Below are 20135 nucleotides of genomic sequence, written 5' to 3' on the forward strand. Positions count from 1 at the left end.
ATGGTGAAAATAATGGCTGATAAAGAAAAGCTTTCGGCACTCATGGATGGTGAAACGATCGATAAAGCTCTCATTGTAGATCTCGAGTCCGATCAAGAAAGCATGGATACCTGGCAGAGTTACCATTTAATTGGTGATGTTATGCGTGGGGATGCGCCAGAAGCTCAAGATTGGAACATTGCTAACAATGTGGCAGCAGCGCTTGAAGCTGAGCCTGCACATAGTGCAATGCCGAACCTGCACCAAGTGAATGTTGAACCTACTGTTGCTCCAATTGAAGAGCAGCCTAAACCTCAGCAAGCGAAGCGCCAGCTTCCGGCTTGGTTCCAACAGTTTGGACAAGTTGCCTTAGCAGCGTGTGTTTCATTAGCGGTTGTATTAGGTGTTCAACAATATGGTGGCAGCGATCCTGCAGTTCCAGAGCAGTTGCCTGTACTCCAGACGATTCCATTTGCGGGTTCTGCGGAACCAGTAAGTTTAACGCGTGACTCTGTTGAGAAGCCGGCATCGGAAGCTAACTTGCAAGAGCAGCGTAAACGCGTTCATGCAATGCTAGAAGATTATGAGCTTCAGCTAAGACTAAACAGTGATGCATCGCCAATGCAAGATGCACATCTAGAATCGGACATTGAATGAAGAAAATCCTGGTCAGTGCACTGACACTGTTCAGCTTGATGTCTCCAACAGCCTTTGCAGAGGAAACCACTGCAAAGGCCTTGTTGCATCAAATGAACGAGGCCAGTCAGCATCTAAATTATGAACTCTCCTACATATTGATAAAGAAGAGCAGTATTGAACCTCTTGTTTATCGCCATGCAGTTAACGACGACCAACAACTTGCACACCTTGTTTACCTAAGCGGCCCTGTTCGTGAAGTTATTCGACGTGGCAATGAAGTGAGCTACATCGAACCGGGTACAGAGCCATTTACGATTCAGTCTGGCAGTATGGTTGCACCTGTTATTCCGATGATTAATAGAGATATCGAATCACTGAATCAGTACTACGACTTCGTAAAAGTTGGGCGCTCTCGTGAAGCGGGCAGCACTACTCAAGTACTGCGGGTCGTGCCGAAAGATGGCCTTCGCTATTCTTACGTGGTTTGGGTAGACGAGAAAACAAGCCTTCCTTTGCGTGCCGACCTTTTGGACCGTGATGGCGAAGTGCTTGAACAGTACCGCACGATCTCTTACGTGGTGAACGACAAGATTGCTGAGGCGATGGGTGGCTTGAACCAAGCTCAATTGCCAAAAGTCTTATCACTGCCGGAAGGCTTAGTGAGTGAAACTAACTGGCAAGCGTCTTGGATTCCTGAAGGGTTTAAGTCAAAAGAGCTTAGCCGCTATCAAATGGCTGCGACCGATAAAATGGTTGAGAGTCAGCTTTTCAGTGATGGATTGTTTAGCTTTTCGGTTTATATCGCCGATAAAGACGAACATTCATTGAAAGGGCAATTGGTACGCCAAGGACGCAGAACCTTACACAGCTTAGTGATTGGCGATAAAGAAATTTCTGTGGTTGGTGATATTCCGCCAGCAACCGCCAAACGTATTGCTCAATCAGTTACGTTTAATAAATTGGAACCAGCGCAATGATGACCGCGCTGGCGACCGTTAGCTCGGTTGAACAAAAAGGTAAGCAATATTTTGTTCAACTGAGCTGCGAGCAACAAACCAGTTGCAGCAGTTGTTCTTCTCAAAAAAGCTGCGGAACGGGTATTGTGACTAAGGCTGTTGGCAATAAATCTTTGTTTTGGCAGCTTAAAACCAAAAGCTTAGTCAAAGCAGGACAAATCGTAGAAATTGGCTTTCCAGAAAAAAGCCTACTTCAGTCGGCGGCGATCGTTTATCTCATCCCACTTTTCATGTTGATGATTGGTGCTGGTTTTGGACAACTCTTGTTGCAACCCTTACTTCAAGGGGGCGAGGGCATTGTTATCTTAAGTGCAGCACTGTTTACTGCTGGTGGGATTGCCTTAGCGAAGCGGTTAGCCAAACCCATGGAAGACAAATCCAAGCAAGAAGTCGTCTTGATTCGAATCCTTGGTGAGTCTCTCGTCTAATTTATGATGCTTCTTGCCCTTAAATTGGGTAGAATCTGCCAACTTGATTGAAATGCCGCCACCAATGCTGACTGTAGATTGGACGTGTCGCGGCTTTCTTATTATCCCTATTCAAAGAGTTTAGTCACACCAAGCCTATGAAGCACATTCGTAATTTTTCGATTATCGCCCACATCGACCACGGTAAGTCGACCCTTTCTGACCGCTTAATCCAAGTTTGTGGAGGATTAAGTGAACGTGAGATGGCAGCTCAAGTCCTCGATTCTATGGATATAGAACGCGAGCGTGGTATTACAATTAAAGCGCAGAGTGTGACTTTAGATTACAAAGCTAAAGATGGTGAAACTTACCAGCTTAACTTTATCGACACTCCTGGACACGTAGACTTCTCTTACGAAGTATCTCGTTCTCTAGCGGCTTGTGAAGGCGCACTACTTGTAGTGGATGCAGGCCAGGGTGTTGAAGCACAAACTCTAGCAAACTGTTACACAGCAATCGAAATGGAGCTGGAAGTAGTGCCAATCTTGAACAAGATTGACCTACCAGCTGCTGAACCAGAGCGTGTTGCTGAAGAGATCGAAGAGATCGTTGGCATCGATGCGATGGAAGCGACTCGCTGTTCTGCTAAAACAGGTTTAGGCGTAGATGATGTTCTAGAAAACATCGTAACGGCTATCCCACCACCGGAAGGTGATCCTGAAGCGCCTCTACAAGCGTTGATCATTGACTCTTGGTTCGATAACTACCTTGGCGTAGTTTCTTTGGTTCGTATTAAAAACGGTAAGCTGAAGAAGAACGACAAGATTCGAGTAATGTCGACAGACCAAGTTTGGGGTGTTGACCGTCTAGGTATCTTCACGCCTAAGCAAATCGACACGACAGAGCTAAATACTGGCGAAGTAGGTTGGGTTGTTTGTGGTATTAAAGACATCCTAGGTGCACCAGTTGGTGATACGTTGACGCTTGCAAAAGGCGGCAGCACTGAACGTCTGCCTGGTTTCCAAAAAGTGAAGCCTCAGGTATACGCAGGTCTATTCCCTGTATCATCTGATGACTACGAAAACTTCCGTGACGCGTTAGGCAAGCTAAGCCTGAACGATGCGTCATTGTTCTTTGAACCAGAAAGTTCAGCAGCACTTGGTTTTGGTTTCCGTTGTGGCTTCTTAGGCATGCTTCACATGGAGATCATCCAAGAGCGTCTAGAGCGTGAATACGACCTAGACCTAATCACGACTGCACCAACAGTAGTGTATGAAGTTGTAAAAACAGATAAAACGGTTCTTTACGTTGATAGCCCGGCTAAACTGCCAGCGGTTAATGACCTAGAAGAAATTCGTGAACCAATTGCACGCTGTAATATCCTGGTACCTTCGGATTACCTAGGTAACGTAATCACACTGTGTGTAGAGAAGCGTGGCGTACAAGTAGACATGGTTTACCACGGTAATCAAGTTGCTGTGACGTACGATCTTCCTATGGCTGAAGTAGTTCTCGACTTCTTCGACCGTCTGAAGTCAACGTCTCGCGGTTACGCATCATTGGATTACAACTTCCAACGTTACGAGCCATCAAACATGGTACGTGTAGACGTATTACTGAATGGCGAAACGGTTGATGCTCTAGCGATCATTACGCACAAAGATATTGCTCAGTCTCGTGGTCGTCTACTGGTAGAGAAGATGAAAGAATTCATCCCTCGTCAGATGTTCGATATCGCGATTCAAGCAGCGATTGGTAACCACATCATTGCTCGTTCTACAGTAAAACAACTGCGTAAGAACGTAATCGCAAAATGTTACGGTGGTGATATCAGTCGTAAGAAGAAACTTCTTAAGAAACAAAAAGAAGGTAAGAAGCGTATGAAGCAGATCGGTAACGTTGAACTGCCTCAAGAAGCTTTCCTTGCAATCCTTCACGTTGGAAAAGACTAGGTATCAATCGCATTAACTATCTGCTGAACATTACTGGTTAAAATCGTTTATTTCTTTGTTGCAAAGATTGCAATTAGGCCCACTAGTCACTGCACTTTGCGCCTCGAACTAAACGATTTTTCCTTCGTCATCTTCCCAGCATTTAGTCAGCATGATTGATACAAATTAGAAATATTAAGCAGAGTGAAAGAGTTATGCTCTTTCACTTTCGTTATTTTTAAAGAAATGAAATTTAAGGGATATCAATGGCTAATACATTTTCGCTTATCTTAGTGATCGTAACTCTAGTGACCGGCATTGTATGGGCGTTGGAAAAGTTTGTGTGGGCGAAGAAGCGCCAGCAAAAGCTTGCTGACGTTGAAGCACAATCGAATGGCCTAGACGCTGAAACCAGCGCAAAAGTTACGGCTCAGCCTTGGTGGGTTGAGAACAGTGTGTCCATTTTCCCGGTAATTGCATTTGTTTTGATCTTGCGTTCATTCATCTATGAACCGTTTCAAATCCCTTCTGGCTCGATGATGCCAACCCTTTTGGTTGGTGATTTCATCTTGGTAGAGAAGTACGCGTACGGTCTAAAAGACCCAGTATGGCGCACTCAATTGGTAGAAACAGGCAAGCCAGAACGCGGTGACTCAATCGTATTTAAGTACCCACCTCAGCCAAACATCGACTACATTAAGCGTGTTGTTGGTATGCCTGGTGACACGATTCGCTACAGCAGTCGTAAAGAGATCTGCATTCAGGCGAAGGGTACAAGTAGCTGTGAACCAGTGAAACTAAGTAATGTTGAAGAGAGCCAATTTATTCAAGATGGTGTGCCTCTGATTCAGCTGAACGAACAGCTTGGAGACGTAGAACACCAGATTTTAGTTAACCCATTGCGCCGCGATCGTGTGCAAGCATATCAGCCTCGCAATGGTGTTAACGAATGGGTCGTTCCAGAAGGCCAGTACTTTGTGATGGGTGATAACCGTGACAACAGTGCCGATAGCCGTTACTGGGGCTTTGTCCCTGAAGCAAACCTTGTTGGTAAGGCCGTTGCTATTTGGATCAGCTTCGAATTCGAACGCGGTTCAGACAGTGTACTTCCAACATGGATTCCTACTGGTGTGCGTTTTAATCGCATCGGTGGGATTCATTAATCGATCACATAACACATCGAGAGAGCATGAATTCTCCAATTGATAAACTAGAGAGAAAGATTGGCTATCAGTTTAATGATGCCGATCTTATCCACTTGGCGCTGACTCACCGCAGCGCCGCAGGTAAACATAACGAACGTCTTGAGTTTCTGGGCGATTCAATTTTAAGTTTTGTTATCGCTGATGATCTTTACCACCGTTTTCCTAAGGTAAACGAAGGTGATATGAGCCGCATGCGCGCAACATTAGTACGTGGTCATACATTGGCAGAACTAGGTCGTGAATTCGAACTAGGAGATTACTTAAAATTAGGTCCAGGTGAGTTGAAGAGTGGCGGTTTCCGTCGTGATTCTATTCTAGCGGATGCGGTTGAAGCGGTCATAGGCGCTGTCTATTTAGATAGTGATACCGAGACGGTTCGCGGCATTATTTTAAGCTGGTACCAATCTCGCCTAGATGCTATTCAGCCTGGAGTATCTCAAAAAGATCCGAAAACTCGCCTACAAGAGTTTTTGCAAGGTCGAAGAAATCCTCTACCTGTCTACACAGTGACTAATATTAAAGGTGAAGCACACAACCAAGAGTTTACGGTTGAGTGTGAAGTGGCAGGTGTGGATAAACCTGTTATCGGTAAAGGCACTAGCCGCCGCAAGGCAGAACAAGCGGCTGCTGAAACAGCATTAGAGCAACTAAGCAATGTCTGATAACAACCAAGATTTCGATATCGATGCATTCTTTTCATCTGATAGCAAAAAAACAGGCCTACCGGAAAACCAACACTGTGGCTTCATCGCTATTGTCGGTCGCCCAAATGTAGGTAAGTCGACGCTTCTGAACCATATTCTGGGTCAGAAGATTTCTATTACATCACGTAAACCACAGACGACACGTCACCGTATTATGGGCGTTGAAACTGAGGGTGATTACCAAGCGATCTTTGTTGATACTCCTGGACTTCATATTGAAGAAAAGCGTGCCATCAACCGCTTGATGAACCGTGCGGCGAACAGCTCATTGAGTGATGTAAACCTAGTATTCTTCCTTGTCGATGGTACTCACTGGACTGACGACGATGAGATGGTTCTGAACAAACTGAAGAAGACTGACTTCCCAGTTGTACTTTGCATCAACAAAGTAGATAACGTTCAAGACCGTACTAACGTGATGCAGCACATGATGGAAGTCTCTAAGAAGATGGACTTCATTGATGTAGTGCCAATCTCAGCGAAGCAAGGTAAAAATATTGATGTACTGCGTAAGCACGTACGTGAACATTTACCTAAAGCGACACACCACTTCCCTGAAGAATACGTGACTGATCGCTCGCAACGTTTTATGGCCTCTGAAATTATCCGTGAAAAGCTGATGCGCTTTACGGGTGACGAGCTACCTTACTCGGTAACGGTTGAAATCGAACGTTTCGATTACAACCCAGATAACGATGGCTTCCACATCAATGCACTGATTCTTGTTGAGCGTACAGGCCAGAAGAAAATGGTGATTGGTAAAGCGGGCGAGAAGATCAAAACAATTGGTCGTGAAGCGCGTATCGATATGGAAGAGCTATTCGGTCGTAAGGTTTACCTAGAGACTTGGGTTAAGGTTAAATCTGGCTGGGCTGATGATGAGCGTGCACTTCGCTCGTTAGGCTACATCGACGATCTATAATATATTGAACGTCACTTTCTGAGATTAAGAAAGTTGAACTGAAGATAAATCCAAGAGAGAGTGCGAACTCTCTCTTTTTGTATCTGTAATAAGGGTAAGTGATTGAGCGAAGGGTTACAGCGATGCTTTGTGTTGCACCGTCGACCATACAGTGAGTCGAGCCTGATCTTGGACGTCTTCAGCGAAGAGTTCGGTCGGGTGACGTTGATGTCTAAAGGCGCTCGCAGCAAGCGTTCCAATTTGAAAGGTGCATTACAACCTTTTACGCCGCTATTGCTTAAGTGGTCTGGTAATGGTTCGATGAAAACCTTACGCCAAGCTGAACCCATCAGCTTGGGGCTCCCTCTCGCCGGTATTAATCTGTATTCAGGCATGTACGTGAACGAGCTTATCGGTCGGGTATTGATGGCGGAAGTACCGATGCCTGCACTTTTTCACGACTATCTTCATGCTTTAACAGAGCTGGCGCATAATGATAATCCTGAGCCAGCACTGCGTCGCTTTGAGCTGGCTCTATTATCTGCTATGGGTTACGGCGTCGACTTTTTACACTGCGCGGGCACTGGCGAAGCGATTGATCCGAGCATGACTTATCGCTATCGAGAGCAGAAAGGTTTCATCGCTTCAGTACGTCGAGATAACCTGACTTTTATGGGCGATGAACTTATTGCAATCAGCGAACGTAGGTTTATCACTAAAGAGCAGTTAAAAGCGGCAAAACGCTTTACACGCATAGCCTTAAAGCCGTATCTTGGCGGCAAACCATTAAAAAGTAGAGAGCTATTTATGCCAACAATAGCCCTCTCCAGAGCACGGAGTATTGGAAAATGAGCTCAATCCTTTTAGGCGTTAATATCGACCATATTGCAACACTACGTAATGCACGTGGTACTAAATACCCAGATCCAGTACACGCAGCTGAAATCGCTGAACGTGCTGGTGCAGATGGCATTACTATTCACCTGCGTGAAGACCGTCGTCACATCGTTGATCGCGATGTGCGTATTCTGGCTGAAACACTTCAAACTCGCATGAACTTGGAGATGGCCGTAACGGACGAGATGGTTCAAATTGCACTCGATACTAATCCTGAGTTTGTTTGTCTGGTTCCTGAAAAACGTGAAGAGCTAACCACTGAAGGTGGCTTGGACGTAGTTGGTCAACTAGAGAAGATCAAAGCGGCGACACAAAAACTGTCTGCAGCAGGTATCAAGGTATCTCTGTTTATCGATGCTGACCGTGAGCAAATCGATGCTGCAAAAGCGTGTGGCGCACCGTTCATTGAACTGCACACGGGTCACTATGCTGATGCTAAGACAGAAGAAGATCAACAAGACGAGCTTAAGAAGATCGCAGCAGGCGCAAGCTATGCAGATGACTTAGGTATCACAGTCAATGCGGGTCATGGTCTGACTTACCACAACGTCGCACCGATTGCGGCTCTTCCTGAGATCTACGAGCTGAACATCGGTCACTCGATCATGGGACGCGCAGTGTTTGATGGTTTGAACAAAGCCGTTGCAGACATGAAAGCTGTGATGGAAACAGCACGCAACAACGCTTAATTTTCTAAACCGTAAGCGACGAATTAGTAGAATTAATAGATAGAAGTTTAGTAGTAGGGTAAGCATGGCTGTTGTTGGATTAGGTACAGATATCGCAGAAATTGAACGTGTTGAAAAGGCATTGTCACGAAGTGGTGACGCTTTTGCTCAGCGTATTTTGACCGATTCTGAGTTTGAAGTATTCCAGCAACTCAAGCAAAAAGGGCGTTACCTTGCAAAACGTTTTGCTGCTAAAGAAGCTGCATCTAAGGCGTTAGGTACGGGGATTGCGCTGGGTGTTACCTTCCACGACTTTGAGATTTCAAACGATGAGCATGGTAAGCCAGTATTGAGCTTACACAAGAAAGCGCGTGAAATCGCAGAGGCGAATGGCACAACATCGATTCATCTGACTATCTCGGATGAGCGTCACTACGCTGTGGCAACGGTGTTACTCGAATCGTAAACAGATTATCGCGACTTTATATCTAGTGCTCTTGACTCTAGACAGAAAAAAGCAGAGCTCATGAGCTCTGCTTTTTTATTGGCGGGTAAACCCTCTAAAGAATACTAGTGAGTAACAAGTACCCGCTAGGCCTTCGCCTGTTTCAAGTAGTGAATCGCGGTTGCTTGAACCTTATCTAATTCATCCTGAAGCTCGAAAAGCTCAGGTTCAATGTCTTCAACAGAAGTACCTGAACGCAGCTCTTTCTCTATTGTCGCACATACCGATTTTAGCCTTGGTACGCCGCTGTACGAGCTGCTGCCATGCATCTTGTGAATGATGTGTATCAGCTCTTCAACTGGATAGTCACTGTCTTCTATCGCTTTGTCTGCTGCCTCATACACCTCTGGAATAAAGTCGACGAGCATTTGCAGCATATCGCGTGCGAGGTCTTCTTTATTGGCGGCTTGTTTCATCGCAGCTTGCCAATCAATGATGATGTTTGTGTGCACGCTGGCTTCAATTTCTGACACCGGACCGTTGTCGACTTCAGCAGAGACCGCTGGGTGGTCTGGATCTATTTTTTCGATGAGCTCAACCTCAGAGGTCGAGCTCCAATGAATCAGAACCTGCTGTAACACATGCTCTTCAATAGGTTTGGTTAGGTAGTCATCCATGCCCGCTTCAAGCAGTCGATCTCGTTCGCCAATCATTGCATGTGCGGTCACGGCAATTACAGGTGTATTCGCATTGTTCGCCAGTTTTTTGATGTTCTGACAAGCGGTTACACCGTCCATCTGTGGCATTTGAATATCCATGAAGATGATATCAAATGGCGTCTCTGTCGCTTTGTCTATCGCCTGCTGACCACTGGTACAACTGATGACGGTTTCTACACGCTCTTTAAGCAGCGCGGTAATCAACTTAAGGTTGGCTGGGTTGTCGTCTACTGCCATCACAGTAAGCGGAAGCTTCTCTTCTGAGTGTGTTTCAATCGCTGGTGCAATCAAGGTGGGCGCCTGATTCGATACCAGAGTTTGCAGTAACTTCTTGCGAGAAAGAGGTTTAGTGATGCATTGAACATCGACCTCTTTCATTAGTTGCTCACCCAACGCTAGCTCGGTACTTGGTGTGCCAATAATCACGTTTTGGGCAATCTTCTTCGCACCGATCGCCCAACCACTCACGGTATCAAATTGATATTCTTGATTGGCGGCTAGGTTAAGCAAAACGTAGTCATACGAGGTGGTCTCGTCTGGCATTACCGAACGATACGTTACCACTAAGCCTTCTTGAGTTAGGATTTGCTGAGTAATCGATGCCGCTTGCATGTTTGGTTCGATCAGCAGCAGTTGTTTGTCTTGTAGACACTGAGTCTCAATCAGCTCTGTCATTGGCATATCAGTCGTTGATAGTCTCAACGTAAACCAGAAGGTTGACCCTTGATGTAGACGACTAGTTAGGCTGATCTCTCCGCCCATTTGGCTGACCAGTTTTTGGGTGATAACCAGACCTAAGCCTGTACCACCATAACGACGAGAGATACTTGCATCGGCTTGGCTGAAGGCCTGGAATAGCTGAGCTTGTTGACGCTCCGAAATACCAATACCCGTATCGCGAACCATGAATTGCAGCTCAATGTTGTCTTCGCTTTGTGAGCGAAGCTCAACGCTGATATCAATGTTGCCGCGCTCGGTAAATTTGATTGAGTTGCCGACTAGGTTGGTCAGGATCTGTTGAATACGCAGTGGATCGCCCACCACGCCTGGCGGTACTTTAGGATCGATCTTCAGTGTCAGCTCAAGGCCTTTCTCGTGAGCGTTGGTTGCTTGAAGGTTTACTACTTCTTCAAGGCTAGCTTGGAATTCAAATGGGATGTTTTCTAGAGCCAGTTTACCGGCTTCAAGTTTCGAAAAGTCCAAGATATCGTTGATGATGCTAAGCAGGTTATTTGCCGATCGTTCAATGGTTTGTAGGTAATCGGTTTGGCTGTTCGATAGGTGAGTCTTAAGCATTTGACGAGTGAAGCCAATCACACCATTCAGAGGTGTTCTTAGTTCGTGAGACATATTCGCCAGGAATTCAGACTTAACACGAGCTGCTTCTTGAGCTCGTTTCTTCGCTATGTCTAACTCAACGTTTTGAATCTCTAATTGCTCAAGGGTTTCTCGCAAGTCTGATGTGGCTTGGTCGATACTGTGCTGCATCTCGACGTGATACTCTGACAACGATACCGCCATCGCGTTGATGCCGTTTTTCAGTGAGTCTAGCTCACCATGCATTTTGCCTTCGATACGTACATCTAGGTGGCCTCGACGAATTCGGTCGACCATGTTCTTCATGTGTGTGATCGGCTGGGTTACGTCATGCATCAAGCGGAAAGCAAAGACACCAGACAACCCAAGCCCGAGAATCAGAACTAAGAAGGCAGAGAACACTTCTTGATATTGCTGCAATCGAAGAGAAGATAGGTCTAATTCAATCGCAATATAACCGATCGCTTGGTTGGCTTGAGACTGACCGTTGGCTGAATTGATGTATTGGCCTTCGGCTATGATCGGCGTCCGCAGAATCAGCGTGTTATCGAGCAGGTTCGATGAGCTTAAATGCGGGATCGGTTTATCTTTCGGATAGGTTAGGCTTTCAAAATCAGGGTGGAAGTTTGAGGTTACAAACAACTCATGACGTTCATCAAACACCGCGATACTGCGCACCAGCTTAGAATTCTTTCGATGCGCATAGCTAATAAGCTGACGAACAGACTCTCGACTTTCGAGCTTCATGCCTGATTCACTCGCAATCGCAAGTGGCTCAATGATGCTAGTACCAGTGTTAACCACTTGCCCCTCAAGGTCTTGATAGCGGTTAAATGAGAAAAATGCACTCAATAGCAACCCAATAATCAGGGTTGGAGCTAGAGTTAAGGTAATTACACGGGCTCTTAAGCCATATCTGGTCATGTTCTTTAATTACATCGAGGTCTGGATATGGGAAAATAACGCACACAATGGCGGTTAAGTGAACGGTAAGCTTAATCAAAGCCGTGACGTTCGACAATGATTCCAAGACATAATAGTGAGTCCTGGATACCAATTACTTATTAAAAGATACATTAGGCACAAGCAATGGCACGTTTTTTCCAACCAAAAAAGAAAACTCAACTCGAGACCAAGCATCAATCGGTTTTGGTTGAACGAATGGATCACAATGGCGCTGGCATCGCTTATCAGAAGAATAAACCGGTTTTCATTGATGGCGCATTGCCAGGTGAGCAGGTGGTCATTCAACTTACTGAGAGCAAAAGTAAGTTTTCGCGAGCAAAGCTCATCAAATTGTTGAAGCCGAGCGAGCAGCGTTTAAAGCCATTTTGTAAGCACTTTAATCAGTGTGGTGGTTGTCACCTTCAGCATCTCGGTTATTCTTCTCAGGTTGAGCATAAATCGCAATCTCTTACGCACCTGATGAGCCAATACCAAACGGCTAATACTGAAGTTGCACAACCTATTATTGGTGATGAAACCGGTTATCGACGTCGCGCACGTATCAGCCTATTTGTTGATAAGAAGACACAGCAGCTTCAATTCGGTTTCCGTAAGAAGCAGAGTAAGCAGATTGAAAACATCACCGACTGTGCCGTGCTTGATCCTCGCCTTAATGTATTGCTTCCAAAACTGAAAAATTTACTCAACACTTTCAACAGCCTTACGTCTTTAGGACACGTTGAATTGGTATTGGGCGATACTGGTCCTGTTATGGTGCTACGTCACCTTAAGCCTTTGGTTGAAAAAGATGAACAAGCGCTGATAGCGTTAGCAAAAGAAGAAGGCGCGACGCTGTACTCAATGCCTGAAAGCGATAAGTTGGTTCGTTTAGTTGGTGATGCACCAGCCTATAGCGAAACTGGCGTGACGTTACCGTTTGAGCCAAACCACTTTATCCAAGTAAACCAGAAGGTTAACCAGCAGATGGTGGCTCAAGCGATTGAATGGTTAGAACCTAAAGCGGATGAGCGAGTGCTAGATCTGTTTTGTGGCTTAGGTAACTTCAGTCTACCTATCGCTCAACAATCGGCGTTTGTGGTTGGTGTAGAAGGCGTTGATGAAATGGTTCAGCAAGCCACATCTAACGCAGCGTTAAACCAGTTAGGCAATACCGAGTTTTACCAAGCTAACCTTGAAGAAGACTTATCTTCACAGCCTTGGGCAAAAGATAAATTCGAGAAAGTATTGCTTGACCCAGCACGTGCGGGAGCGAGTGGGATCGTTGATCAAATTTCAGCGTTGGGAGCGAAGCGTGTGGTTTATGTTTCGTGTAATCCTGCTACTCTAGCTAGAGATTCAGAGAGCTTAGAAAAGCAAGGCTATCAATTAGCCAAAATTGGTATGTTGGATATGTTCCCACACACCAGCCATTTAGAATCGATGGCTCTCTTTATCAAGGCTTAAAGGCCCGTAAATAAGGCTTAAAAATGAATGACAAAGGCGCAGGGACACCTGCGCTGATATCAATATGGTCGAACTAACTTGGAACCAGTTAGTCATATTGAATTGGGTATAAAACATAATAACTAGGAAGGCATGATGGTTGCGGTACGAAGCGCACATTTAAACCCAAGCGAACAGTTTGAGCTAGAAAGTTGGATAGCGTCACTGAATCAAGACGCAAAAACCTCGAATAAACTGATCAAGGTTTATCGTCACTGTGAAGAGCTATTAAAAGATCACGAGCAAGCATCGCTCTTGCTTTGGCGTGGCCGCGAGATGATCGAAATCTTGGTTACGCTGTCCATGGACCGTGCCACTTTAATTGCCGCGCAACTTTTCCCCGTCGTCTCAAGCGGCGTTTTTGAGCGCGAAGCGTTTGAAGAAAGCTACGGTAAAGAAACCGTAAAGTTGATTGATGGCGTTGAAGAAATGGCGGCTTTAGGCCAGTTAAACGTGACTCTTGAAGGCAGTGCTGCCTCGGGGCAAGTTGATAATGTTCGCCGCATGCTACTGGCGATGGTCGACGACTTCCGCTGCGTAGTCATCAAACTCGCTGAACGAATCTGTAACCTTATCGAGGTAAAAAAAGCGCCTGATGCTGTGCGTCGCGCGGCAGCAAAAGAGTGTTCTAACATCTACGCTCCGCTCGCTAACCGTTTAGGTATTGGTCAGCTTAAGTGGGAAATCGAAGATTACGCATTCCGCTACCAGCAGCCAGACACCTACAAGCAGATAGCTAAACAGCTGTCTGAGCGTCGTATCGTACGTGAACAATACATCACCGATTTCGTTGACGACTTAACGGCTGAAATGAATCGTTCAAGCATCAATGCGGAAGTGAGCGGTCGACCAAAACACATCTACAGTATCTGGCGTAAGATGCAGAAGAAAGGCTTGGACTTCGATGAGCTTTTTGACGTGCGAGCGGTACGTATCATCGCAGATCAGCTTCAAGACTGTTATGCCGGTCTAGGTGTGGTTCATACCAAATACAAACATCTACCAAGTGAATTTGATGACTATGTGGCGAACCCTAAGCCAAATGGTTACCAATCGATTCACACGGTGGTTCTGGGCCCAGAAGGCAAGACCATTGAGATTCAGATCCGTACCAAGCAAATGCACGAAGACTCAGAGTTGGGTGTGGCTGCGCATTGGAAGTACAAAGAAGGCGCTTCGAGTGGACGCAGTGGTTACGACGAGAAAATCACTTGGTTGCGTAAACTTATCGATTGGCAAGAAGAGATGTCGGATTCTGGCGAGATGCTGGATGAAGTTCGTAGCCAAGTATTCGATGATCGCGTATATGCCTTTACACCGCGTGGTGATGTGGTCGATTTACCTATGGGTGCAACCCCGTTGGATTTCGCTTACCACATCCACTCGATGGTTGGACACCGCTGTATCGGTGCCAAAGTAGCAGGCCGTATCGTCCCATTCACTCATAAATTATCGATGGGTGATCAGGTTGAAATTATCACTCAGAAAGAGCCGAACCCATCTCGTGATTGGCTGAACCCAACCACAGGCTTCGTTCACTCTGGACGTGCTCGTGCGAAAATCAACGCTTGGTTCCGCGCGCAAAGTCGTGAGAAGAACCTAGAAGCGGGTCGTGACATTCTTGAGGTTGAATTAGCGAAGGTTGGTGCAACTCTAAAAGATGCCGACCAATACGCGCTAAGACGCTTTAACGTAAACACGCCAGATGAGCTTTATGCTGGTATCGGCAGTGGCGACTTGCGCATTAACCAAGTGGTTAATCACATCAATGCGTTGGTCAACAAGCCTACGGCGGAAGAAGAAGACAAGAAAGCGCTAGAGAAACTGCTTGAGTCGGAAAACAAGCCAGCACAACAGAGTCGTCCAAAGAAAGACGCGGTAGTGGTTGAGGGCGTTGATAACTTAATGACGCACCTAGCTCGTTGCTGTCAGCCAATCCCTGGTGATGTGATTAAAGGTTACATCACTCAAGGTCGTGGTATCTCAGTTCACCGTGCTGACTGTGAACAGTTGAGTGAGCTAAGCCTGCACGCACCAGAGCGTATTATTGATACAGTCTGGGGCAATGGCTTCGTCGGTTCTTACATCCTAACGCTGCGTGTTGAAGCACTGGAGCGTAATGGCTTGCTGAAAGACATCACCTCACTGTTCTCGAACGAGAAGATCAGCGTGACGACAATGAAGAGCCGCATCGACTATAAACGTCAGCTATCGGTAATGGATTTCGATTTGGAAGTGACCAATATTGAGATTCTGAGTCGAGTGACTAGTCGAGTAGAGCAAATCAAAGATGTCATGTCGGTTAAACGCCTAGGCTAACTTTCACGTTGCATTAGTCACTTTTACTGCGTTAACTGCGCTTTCTTGTTCCATCACATAGGCGAGCTATGCTCAGGAATCGCGAAAGCTTGTTGCCTTGTTAAAGTAACAACTGCTTAGTGAAAGATGCGGAATTTAGAGAATTAGACAGTATCAACAAAGGTGAGTGGTTTTGGCTGCTCACCTTTTTTAGTTTTAGAAGACGTTATAAATTTAAAAATCAAAGACAGTGAATAGGAAGAAAACGATGAACCACCCGATTGAACAACTTGAACAGATTATGGCTAAGCTGCGCGATCCTGAAGGTGGTTGTCCTTGGGATTTGAAACAAAATTTTGAAACAATTGTGCCGCATACTATCGAAGAAACTTATGAGGTGGTGGACGCGATTCACAACAAAGATTGGCCGAACCTACAAGAAGAGCTAGGTGACCTGCTGTTTCAGGTGATTTTCTACAGTCAGCTCGCGAAAGAGCAGGGGCTGTTTGAGTTTTCTGATGTGGTTGATGGCATCAATGAGAAGCTAACGCGCCGTCATCCTCATGTATTTTCTGATACCGAGTTTGCCAATGATGAAGAAATTAATGCCAACTGGGAAGCTGAAAAAGCCAAAGAAAAAGCACAGGCAGGCAAAACTCAAGAAAGTATTCTAGACTCAATACCAAACTCTCTACCTGCGCTTTCTCGTGCTACAAAGATTCAAAAACAGGTAGCGAAATATGGCTTCGATTGGGACTCTATTGGCCCAGTGGCTAATAAGGTTTTAGAGGAAGTCGATGAGGTGCTAGAAGAAGCGCTTCAAGTGACGCCAAATGAAGATTTGGTTGAAGAAGAGTTGGGTGATTTGCTGTTTGCGACGGTCAATTTGGTGCGACATTTGGGTAAAAATCCAGAGTCGGCTTTAAATAAAGCCAATCTGAAGTTCTCACGTCGCTTTAAAGGGGTGGAACAAAAAGTTCGTCAGCAAGATAAAATTTTGACCGATTTTTCACTACAACAGCTTGATTCCATGTGGGATGAAGTCAAAGTGGCGGAGAAAAGATAACCAAAGCTTTTATCATGAATTGATTTGAAGCAAAAAATAAAAAATAGCAGTGTGATAGATTTCACGTTGTGGCGATAAGGGGCTTCTGGTATATTTTCATCCCGTCCAGAAGTAGTCCATTTCCCTCATTCAACCAATTTCAGGTTAAACATGACGACAAATTACATTTTTGTTACTGGCGGGGTTGTATCCTCTCTAGGTAAAGGTATTGCTGCAGCATCTCTTGCGGCTATTTTAGAAGCTCGTGGTCTTAAAGTGACTATGATGAAGCTTGACCCTTACATCAACGTTGATCCAGGCACTATGAGCCCGACTCAGCACGGTGAAGTGTTCGTTACGGAAGATGGCGCTGAAACTGACCTTGACCTTGGTCACTATGAGCGATTCATTCGCACCAAGATGACTAAGCGTAACAACTTCACTGCAGGTCGTGTTTACTCAGACGTACTCGCTAAAGAGCGTCGCGGTGATTACCTAGGTGCAACTATTCAGGTTATCCCACACATCACTAACTCTATCAAAGAGCGTGTAATTTCTGGCGCAGCTGGCCACGATATCGCGATCGTTGAAGTTGGTGGTACGGTTGGTGATATCGAATCTCTACCATTCATGGAAGCGATTCGTCAGCTAGCAGTAGAACTAGGCCGTGAACGCGCAATGTTCATGCACCTTACTCTAGTGCCATACCTAGCAGCTGCGGGCGAAGTGAAAACTAAGCCGACGCAACACTCTGTAAAAGAGTTGCTGTCTATTGGTATTCAGCCAGACATCCTAGTTTGTCGTTCAGACCGCAACATTCCTTCGAACGAGCGTAAGAAAATTGCTCTGTTCTGTAATGTGCAAGAAAATGCAGTTATTTCTATGCGCGATGTTGACTCTATCTACAAGATCCCTCAGCTTATTAAAGCTCAAGGCACTGATGAACTTGTATGTAAGCGTTTCGGCATCACAGCTCCAGAAGCAGATCTGTCTGAATGGGAACAAGTAATTTACGAAGAAGCTAACCCAACGGGTGAAGTGACGATTGGTATGGTTGGTAAGTACATTGAACTACCAGATGCATACAAATCAGTAAATGAAGCGCTAAAACACGCAGGCTTGAAAAACCGCCTAAGCGTTAATATTAAATACGTAGATTCACAAGACGTTGAGTCTCGTGGCGTAGAAGTTTTAGAAGGCCTAGATGCAATCCTAGTTCCTGGTGGCTTTGGTGACCGTGGTGTTGAAGGTAAGATTCTTGCTGCTCAATACGCTCGTGAAAACAAAGTACCGTACTTAGGTATCTGTCTAGGTATGCAAGTAGCGCTTATCGAGTACGCTCGTAACGTTGCGAAAATGGAAGGGGCACACTCTTCTGAATTCTGTACTGAAACTAAGTACCCAGTAGTTGGTCTTATCACTGAGTGGACTGATGGCGAAGGTAAAGTTGAAGAGCGTACAGAATCATCTGACCTAGGCGGCACAATGCGTCTTGGTTCACAGCTTTGTCACCTAGCGAAAGGGACTAAAGCTTACGAATTATACGGTAGCGCGACGATCCATGAACGTCACCGTCACCGTTACGAAGTGAACAACAATCTTCGTCCACAAATCGAAAAAGCGGGCCTAAAAGTATCGGGTCTATCTGCGGACAAGAAACTGGTTGAAGTTATTGAGAACCCGAACCACCCATGGTTTGTTGCTGCTCAATTCCACCCAGAGTTCACTTCAACACCTCGCGATGGTCACCCATTGTTTGCAGGTTTCGTTAAAGCGGCTGGTGAGTTCCAGCGCGGCGAGTTAGAAAAGTAAAAAGGAATACAGGTAGCTGCGTAAGTTGTGCTGCTACCTTTAAATTTGACATTTATATATTCAACGAGAAGGAAACATTCAATGTCTAAGATCGTTAAAGTTCTAGGTCGTGAAATCATCGATTCACGTGGTAACCCAACTGTAGAAGCTGAAGTACACCTAGAAGGCGGTTTCGTAGGTATGGCTGCTGCTCCATCTGGCGCATCTACTGGTTCTCGCGAAGCTCTTGAGCTACGTGACGGCGACAAATCACGTTTCCTAGGTAAAGGTGTTCTTAAAGCTATTGAAGCTGTAAACGGCCCAATCGCTGAAGCTCTAGTTGGTACTGACGCTAAAGCACAAGCTGACGTTGACCAAATCATGCTTGACCTAGACGGTACTGATAACAAGTCTAAGTTCGGCGCGAACGCTATCCTAGCTGTATCTCTAGCTAACGCAAAAGCTGCTGCTGCTGCGAAAGGCATGCCTCTATACGAGCACATCGCTGAGCTAAACGGTACTGCTGGTCAGTTCTCTATGCCTCTACCAATGATGAACATCATCAACGGTGGTGAGCACGCAGATAACAACGTTGACATCCAAGAGTTCATGATCCAACCAGTTGGCGCTAAAACTCTTAAAGAAGGTCTACGTATCGGCGCTGAAGTATTCCACAACCTAGCTAAAGTTCTTAAGTCTAAAGGCTACAGCACTGCAGTTGGTGATGAAGGTGGTTTCGCTCCTAACCTTAAGTCTAACGCTGAAGCTCTAGAAGTTATCGCAGAAGCTGTTGCAGCTGCTGGTTACGAACTAGGTAAAGACGTTACTCTTGCTATGGACTGTGCTGCATCTGAGTTCTTCGACAAAGAAGCTGGCATCTACAACATGAAGGGCGAAGGTAAAACTTTCACTTCTGAAGAGTTCAACCACTACCTAGCTGAGCTAGCGAACAACTTCCCAATCGTTTCTATCGAAGACGGTCTTGACGAGTCAGATTGGGATGGCTTCAAGCACCAAACTGAACTTCTAGGCGACAAGCTTCAAATTGTTGGTGACGATCTGTTCGTTACAAACACTAAGATTCTTGCTGAAGGTATCGAGAAAGGCGTAGCTAACTCTATCCTTATCAAGTTCAACCAAATCGGTTCTTTAACAGAGACTCTAGCTGCTATCAAGATGGCTAAAGACGCTGGCTACACTGCAGTAATCTCTCACCGTTCTGGCGAAACTGAAGATGCAACTATCGCTGATCTAGCGGTAGGTACAGCTGCAGGTCAAATCAAAACTGGTTCTATGAGCCGTTCTGACCGTGTTGCTAAGTACAACCAACTTATCCGTATCGAAGAAGCTCTAGGTTCTAAAGCTCCTTACAACGGTCTTAAAGAAGTTAAAGGTCAATAATTCGTCCTATTTGGCACTGTAGCTGCGTTAACTGCAGAAGATTCACTAAGTCACATAGGAAACTATGCTCCATAGCTGAACCTTCTTTGTTGCCTTGCTACAGCACCAACTAGTTAGAATTATGCACTAATGCTTTTGAATGCCTCGCTTATGCGGGGCATTTTTTTGCCTGCAAAAAGGTGAAGAAAAGAAGCTCTAGGTTATATAGCTTTCTTTTTGATACCGAAAGTTCGTCATATATGGACCCACCCAGTTTGCAAGTAATTTTACATATATGGACCCACCCAGTTTGCAAGTAATTTTACACGTTTGGTAATAGAGTCA

General features: G+C 45.5%; 16 protein-coding genes. 15 read left to right on the forward strand and 1 reads right to left on the reverse strand.

All coding sequences use genetic code 11. The features are described 5' to 3' along the window. The first annotated feature begins 12 nt into the window (after window positions 1-12). The 10 genes from ACED45_RS12400 to acpS all read left to right on the forward strand — a co-directional run bounded on the left by ACED45_RS12400 (window position 13) and on the right by acpS (window position 8813). Window positions 13-636: an RseA family anti-sigma factor gene (locus ACED45_RS12400; protein WP_371714152.1), complete on the forward strand. Its 624-nt coding sequence runs from the start codon at window positions 13-15 to the stop codon at window positions 634-636. Then, the gene (rseB, locus tag ACED45_RS12405) at window positions 633-1595 is read left to right on the forward strand and encodes a sigma-E factor regulatory protein RseB (protein WP_048659400.1); all 963 of its coding nucleotides are present in this window, start codon (window positions 633-635) and stop codon (window positions 1593-1595) included. Before ACED45_RS12400 ends, rseB begins: the two co-directional genes overlap by 4 nt. Further along, window positions 1592-2062 (forward strand): SoxR reducing system RseC family protein, encoded by a 471-nt coding sequence (locus ACED45_RS12410; RefSeq protein WP_048605807.1) that lies wholly within the window; start codon window positions 1592-1594, stop codon window positions 2060-2062. Before rseB ends, ACED45_RS12410 begins: the two co-directional genes overlap by 4 nt. A 137-nt stretch (window positions 2063-2199) precedes the next feature. Beyond that, window positions 2200-3993: a translation elongation factor 4 gene (gene lepA, locus ACED45_RS12415; protein WP_048615653.1), complete on the forward strand. Its 1794-nt coding sequence runs from the start codon at window positions 2200-2202 to the stop codon at window positions 3991-3993. 245 nt (window positions 3994-4238) lie between these two features. Further along, window positions 4239-5135 carry a signal peptidase I gene (lepB, locus tag ACED45_RS12420; protein ID WP_017066013.1) on the forward strand — a complete coding sequence of 299 codons (897 nt, stop codon included), beginning with the start codon at window positions 4239-4241 and terminating at the stop codon, window positions 5133-5135. Window positions 5136-5161: 26 nt separating this feature from the next. Continuing rightward, entirely contained in the window at window positions 5162-5839 is a 678-nt protein-coding gene (rnc, locus tag ACED45_RS12425) for a ribonuclease III (RefSeq protein ID WP_017066012.1), read from the forward strand. After that, window positions 5832-6803, forward strand: coding sequence for a GTPase Era (gene era / locus ACED45_RS12430; RefSeq protein WP_017059042.1), 972 nt, complete (start codon window positions 5832-5834; stop codon window positions 6801-6803). The genes rnc and era overlap by 8 nt, the downstream gene beginning before the upstream one ends. Window positions 6804-6905: 102 nt before the next feature. Next, complete coding sequence (recO, locus tag ACED45_RS12435; protein ID WP_019826299.1) at window positions 6906-7634, forward strand: DNA repair protein RecO; 729 nt, start codon at window positions 6906-6908, stop codon at window positions 7632-7634. After that, window positions 7631-8368 (forward strand): pyridoxine 5'-phosphate synthase, encoded by a 738-nt coding sequence (gene pdxJ / locus ACED45_RS12440; protein WP_102319871.1) that lies wholly within the window; start codon window positions 7631-7633, stop codon window positions 8366-8368. The genes recO and pdxJ overlap by 4 nt, the downstream gene beginning before the upstream one ends. Window positions 8369-8432: 64 nt before the next feature. Continuing rightward, on the forward strand, window positions 8433-8813 hold the full coding sequence (acpS, locus tag ACED45_RS12445) for a holo-ACP synthase (RefSeq protein ID WP_017059039.1): 381 nt from the start codon (window positions 8433-8435) through the stop codon (window positions 8811-8813). 125 nt (window positions 8814-8938) lie between these two features. Here acpS and barA read toward each other — a convergent pair whose 3' ends face one another. Further along, window positions 8939-11752, reverse strand: a complete 2814-nt coding sequence (gene barA / locus ACED45_RS12450) for a two-component sensor histidine kinase BarA (RefSeq protein ID WP_371714153.1) — start codon at window positions 11750-11752, stop codon at window positions 8939-8941. Window positions 11753-11917: 165 nt separating this feature from the next. Here barA and rlmD point away from each other — a divergent pair, with 165 nt between their 5' ends. From rlmD to eno, 5 genes are all read left to right on the forward strand, one after another. Further along, window positions 11918-13237: a 23S rRNA (uracil(1939)-C(5))-methyltransferase RlmD gene (gene rlmD / locus ACED45_RS12455; RefSeq protein ID WP_055319625.1), complete on the forward strand. Its 1320-nt coding sequence runs from the start codon at window positions 11918-11920 to the stop codon at window positions 13235-13237. Window positions 13238-13372: 135 nt separating this feature from the next. Next, window positions 13373-15595, forward strand: a complete 2223-nt coding sequence (gene relA / locus ACED45_RS12460; RefSeq protein ID WP_055319624.1) for a GTP diphosphokinase — start codon at window positions 13373-13375, stop codon at window positions 15593-15595. A gap of 247 nt (window positions 15596-15842) precedes the next feature. Then, a complete protein-coding gene (mazG, locus tag ACED45_RS12465) occupies window positions 15843-16640 on the forward strand; it encodes a nucleoside triphosphate pyrophosphohydrolase (protein ID WP_048664494.1) in 798 nt (265 codons plus the stop codon). Between the two features lie 150 nt (window positions 16641-16790). Next, entirely contained in the window at window positions 16791-18431 is a 1641-nt protein-coding gene (locus ACED45_RS12470) for a CTP synthase (RefSeq protein ID WP_017629586.1), read from the forward strand. An 81-nt stretch (window positions 18432-18512) separates the two neighbouring features. Continuing rightward, entirely contained in the window at window positions 18513-19811 is a 1299-nt protein-coding gene (gene eno, locus ACED45_RS12475; RefSeq protein WP_017059033.1) for a phosphopyruvate hydratase, read from the forward strand. Window positions 19812-20135 lie beyond the last annotated feature (324 nt).

This window comes from Vibrio crassostreae, assembly GCF_041439375.1.
GTDB lineage: Bacteria > Pseudomonadota > Gammaproteobacteria > Enterobacterales > Vibrionaceae > Vibrio > Vibrio crassostreae_D.

Bases quoted from the DNA above. Each gene is read 5' to 3' on its own strand.
- ACED45_RS12400 (WP_371714152.1), top strand. From the start codon at position 13: ATGGCTGATAAAGAAAAGCTTTCGGCACTCATGGATGGTGAAACGATC.
- rseB (WP_048659400.1), top strand. From the start codon at position 633: ATGAAGAAAATCCTGGTCAGTGCACTGACACTGTTCAGCTTGATGTCT.
- ACED45_RS12410 (WP_048605807.1), top strand. From the start codon at position 1,592: ATGATGACCGCGCTGGCGACCGTTAGCTCGGTTGAACAAAAAGGTAAG.
- lepA (WP_048615653.1), top strand. From the start codon at position 2,200: ATGAAGCACATTCGTAATTTTTCGATTATCGCCCACATCGACCACGGT.
- lepB (WP_017066013.1), top strand. From the start codon at position 4,239: ATGGCTAATACATTTTCGCTTATCTTAGTGATCGTAACTCTAGTGACC.
- rnc (WP_017066012.1), top strand. From the start codon at position 5,162: ATGAATTCTCCAATTGATAAACTAGAGAGAAAGATTGGCTATCAGTTT.
- era (WP_017059042.1), top strand. From the start codon at position 5,832: ATGTCTGATAACAACCAAGATTTCGATATCGATGCATTCTTTTCATCT.
- pdxJ (WP_102319871.1), top strand. From the start codon at position 7,631: ATGAGCTCAATCCTTTTAGGCGTTAATATCGACCATATTGCAACACTA.
- acpS (WP_017059039.1), top strand. From the start codon at position 8,433: ATGGCTGTTGTTGGATTAGGTACAGATATCGCAGAAATTGAACGTGTT.
- barA (WP_371714153.1), bottom strand. From the start codon at position 11,752: ATGACCAGATATGGCTTAAGAGCCCGTGTAATTACCTTAACTCTAGCT.
- rlmD (WP_055319625.1), top strand. From the start codon at position 11,918: ATGGCACGTTTTTTCCAACCAAAAAAGAAAACTCAACTCGAGACCAAG.
- relA (WP_055319624.1), top strand. From the start codon at position 13,373: ATGGTTGCGGTACGAAGCGCACATTTAAACCCAAGCGAACAGTTTGAG.
- mazG (WP_048664494.1), top strand. From the start codon at position 15,843: ATGAACCACCCGATTGAACAACTTGAACAGATTATGGCTAAGCTGCGC.
- ACED45_RS12470 (WP_017629586.1), top strand. From the start codon at position 16,791: ATGACGACAAATTACATTTTTGTTACTGGCGGGGTTGTATCCTCTCTA.
- eno (WP_017059033.1), top strand. From the start codon at position 18,513: ATGTCTAAGATCGTTAAAGTTCTAGGTCGTGAAATCATCGATTCACGT.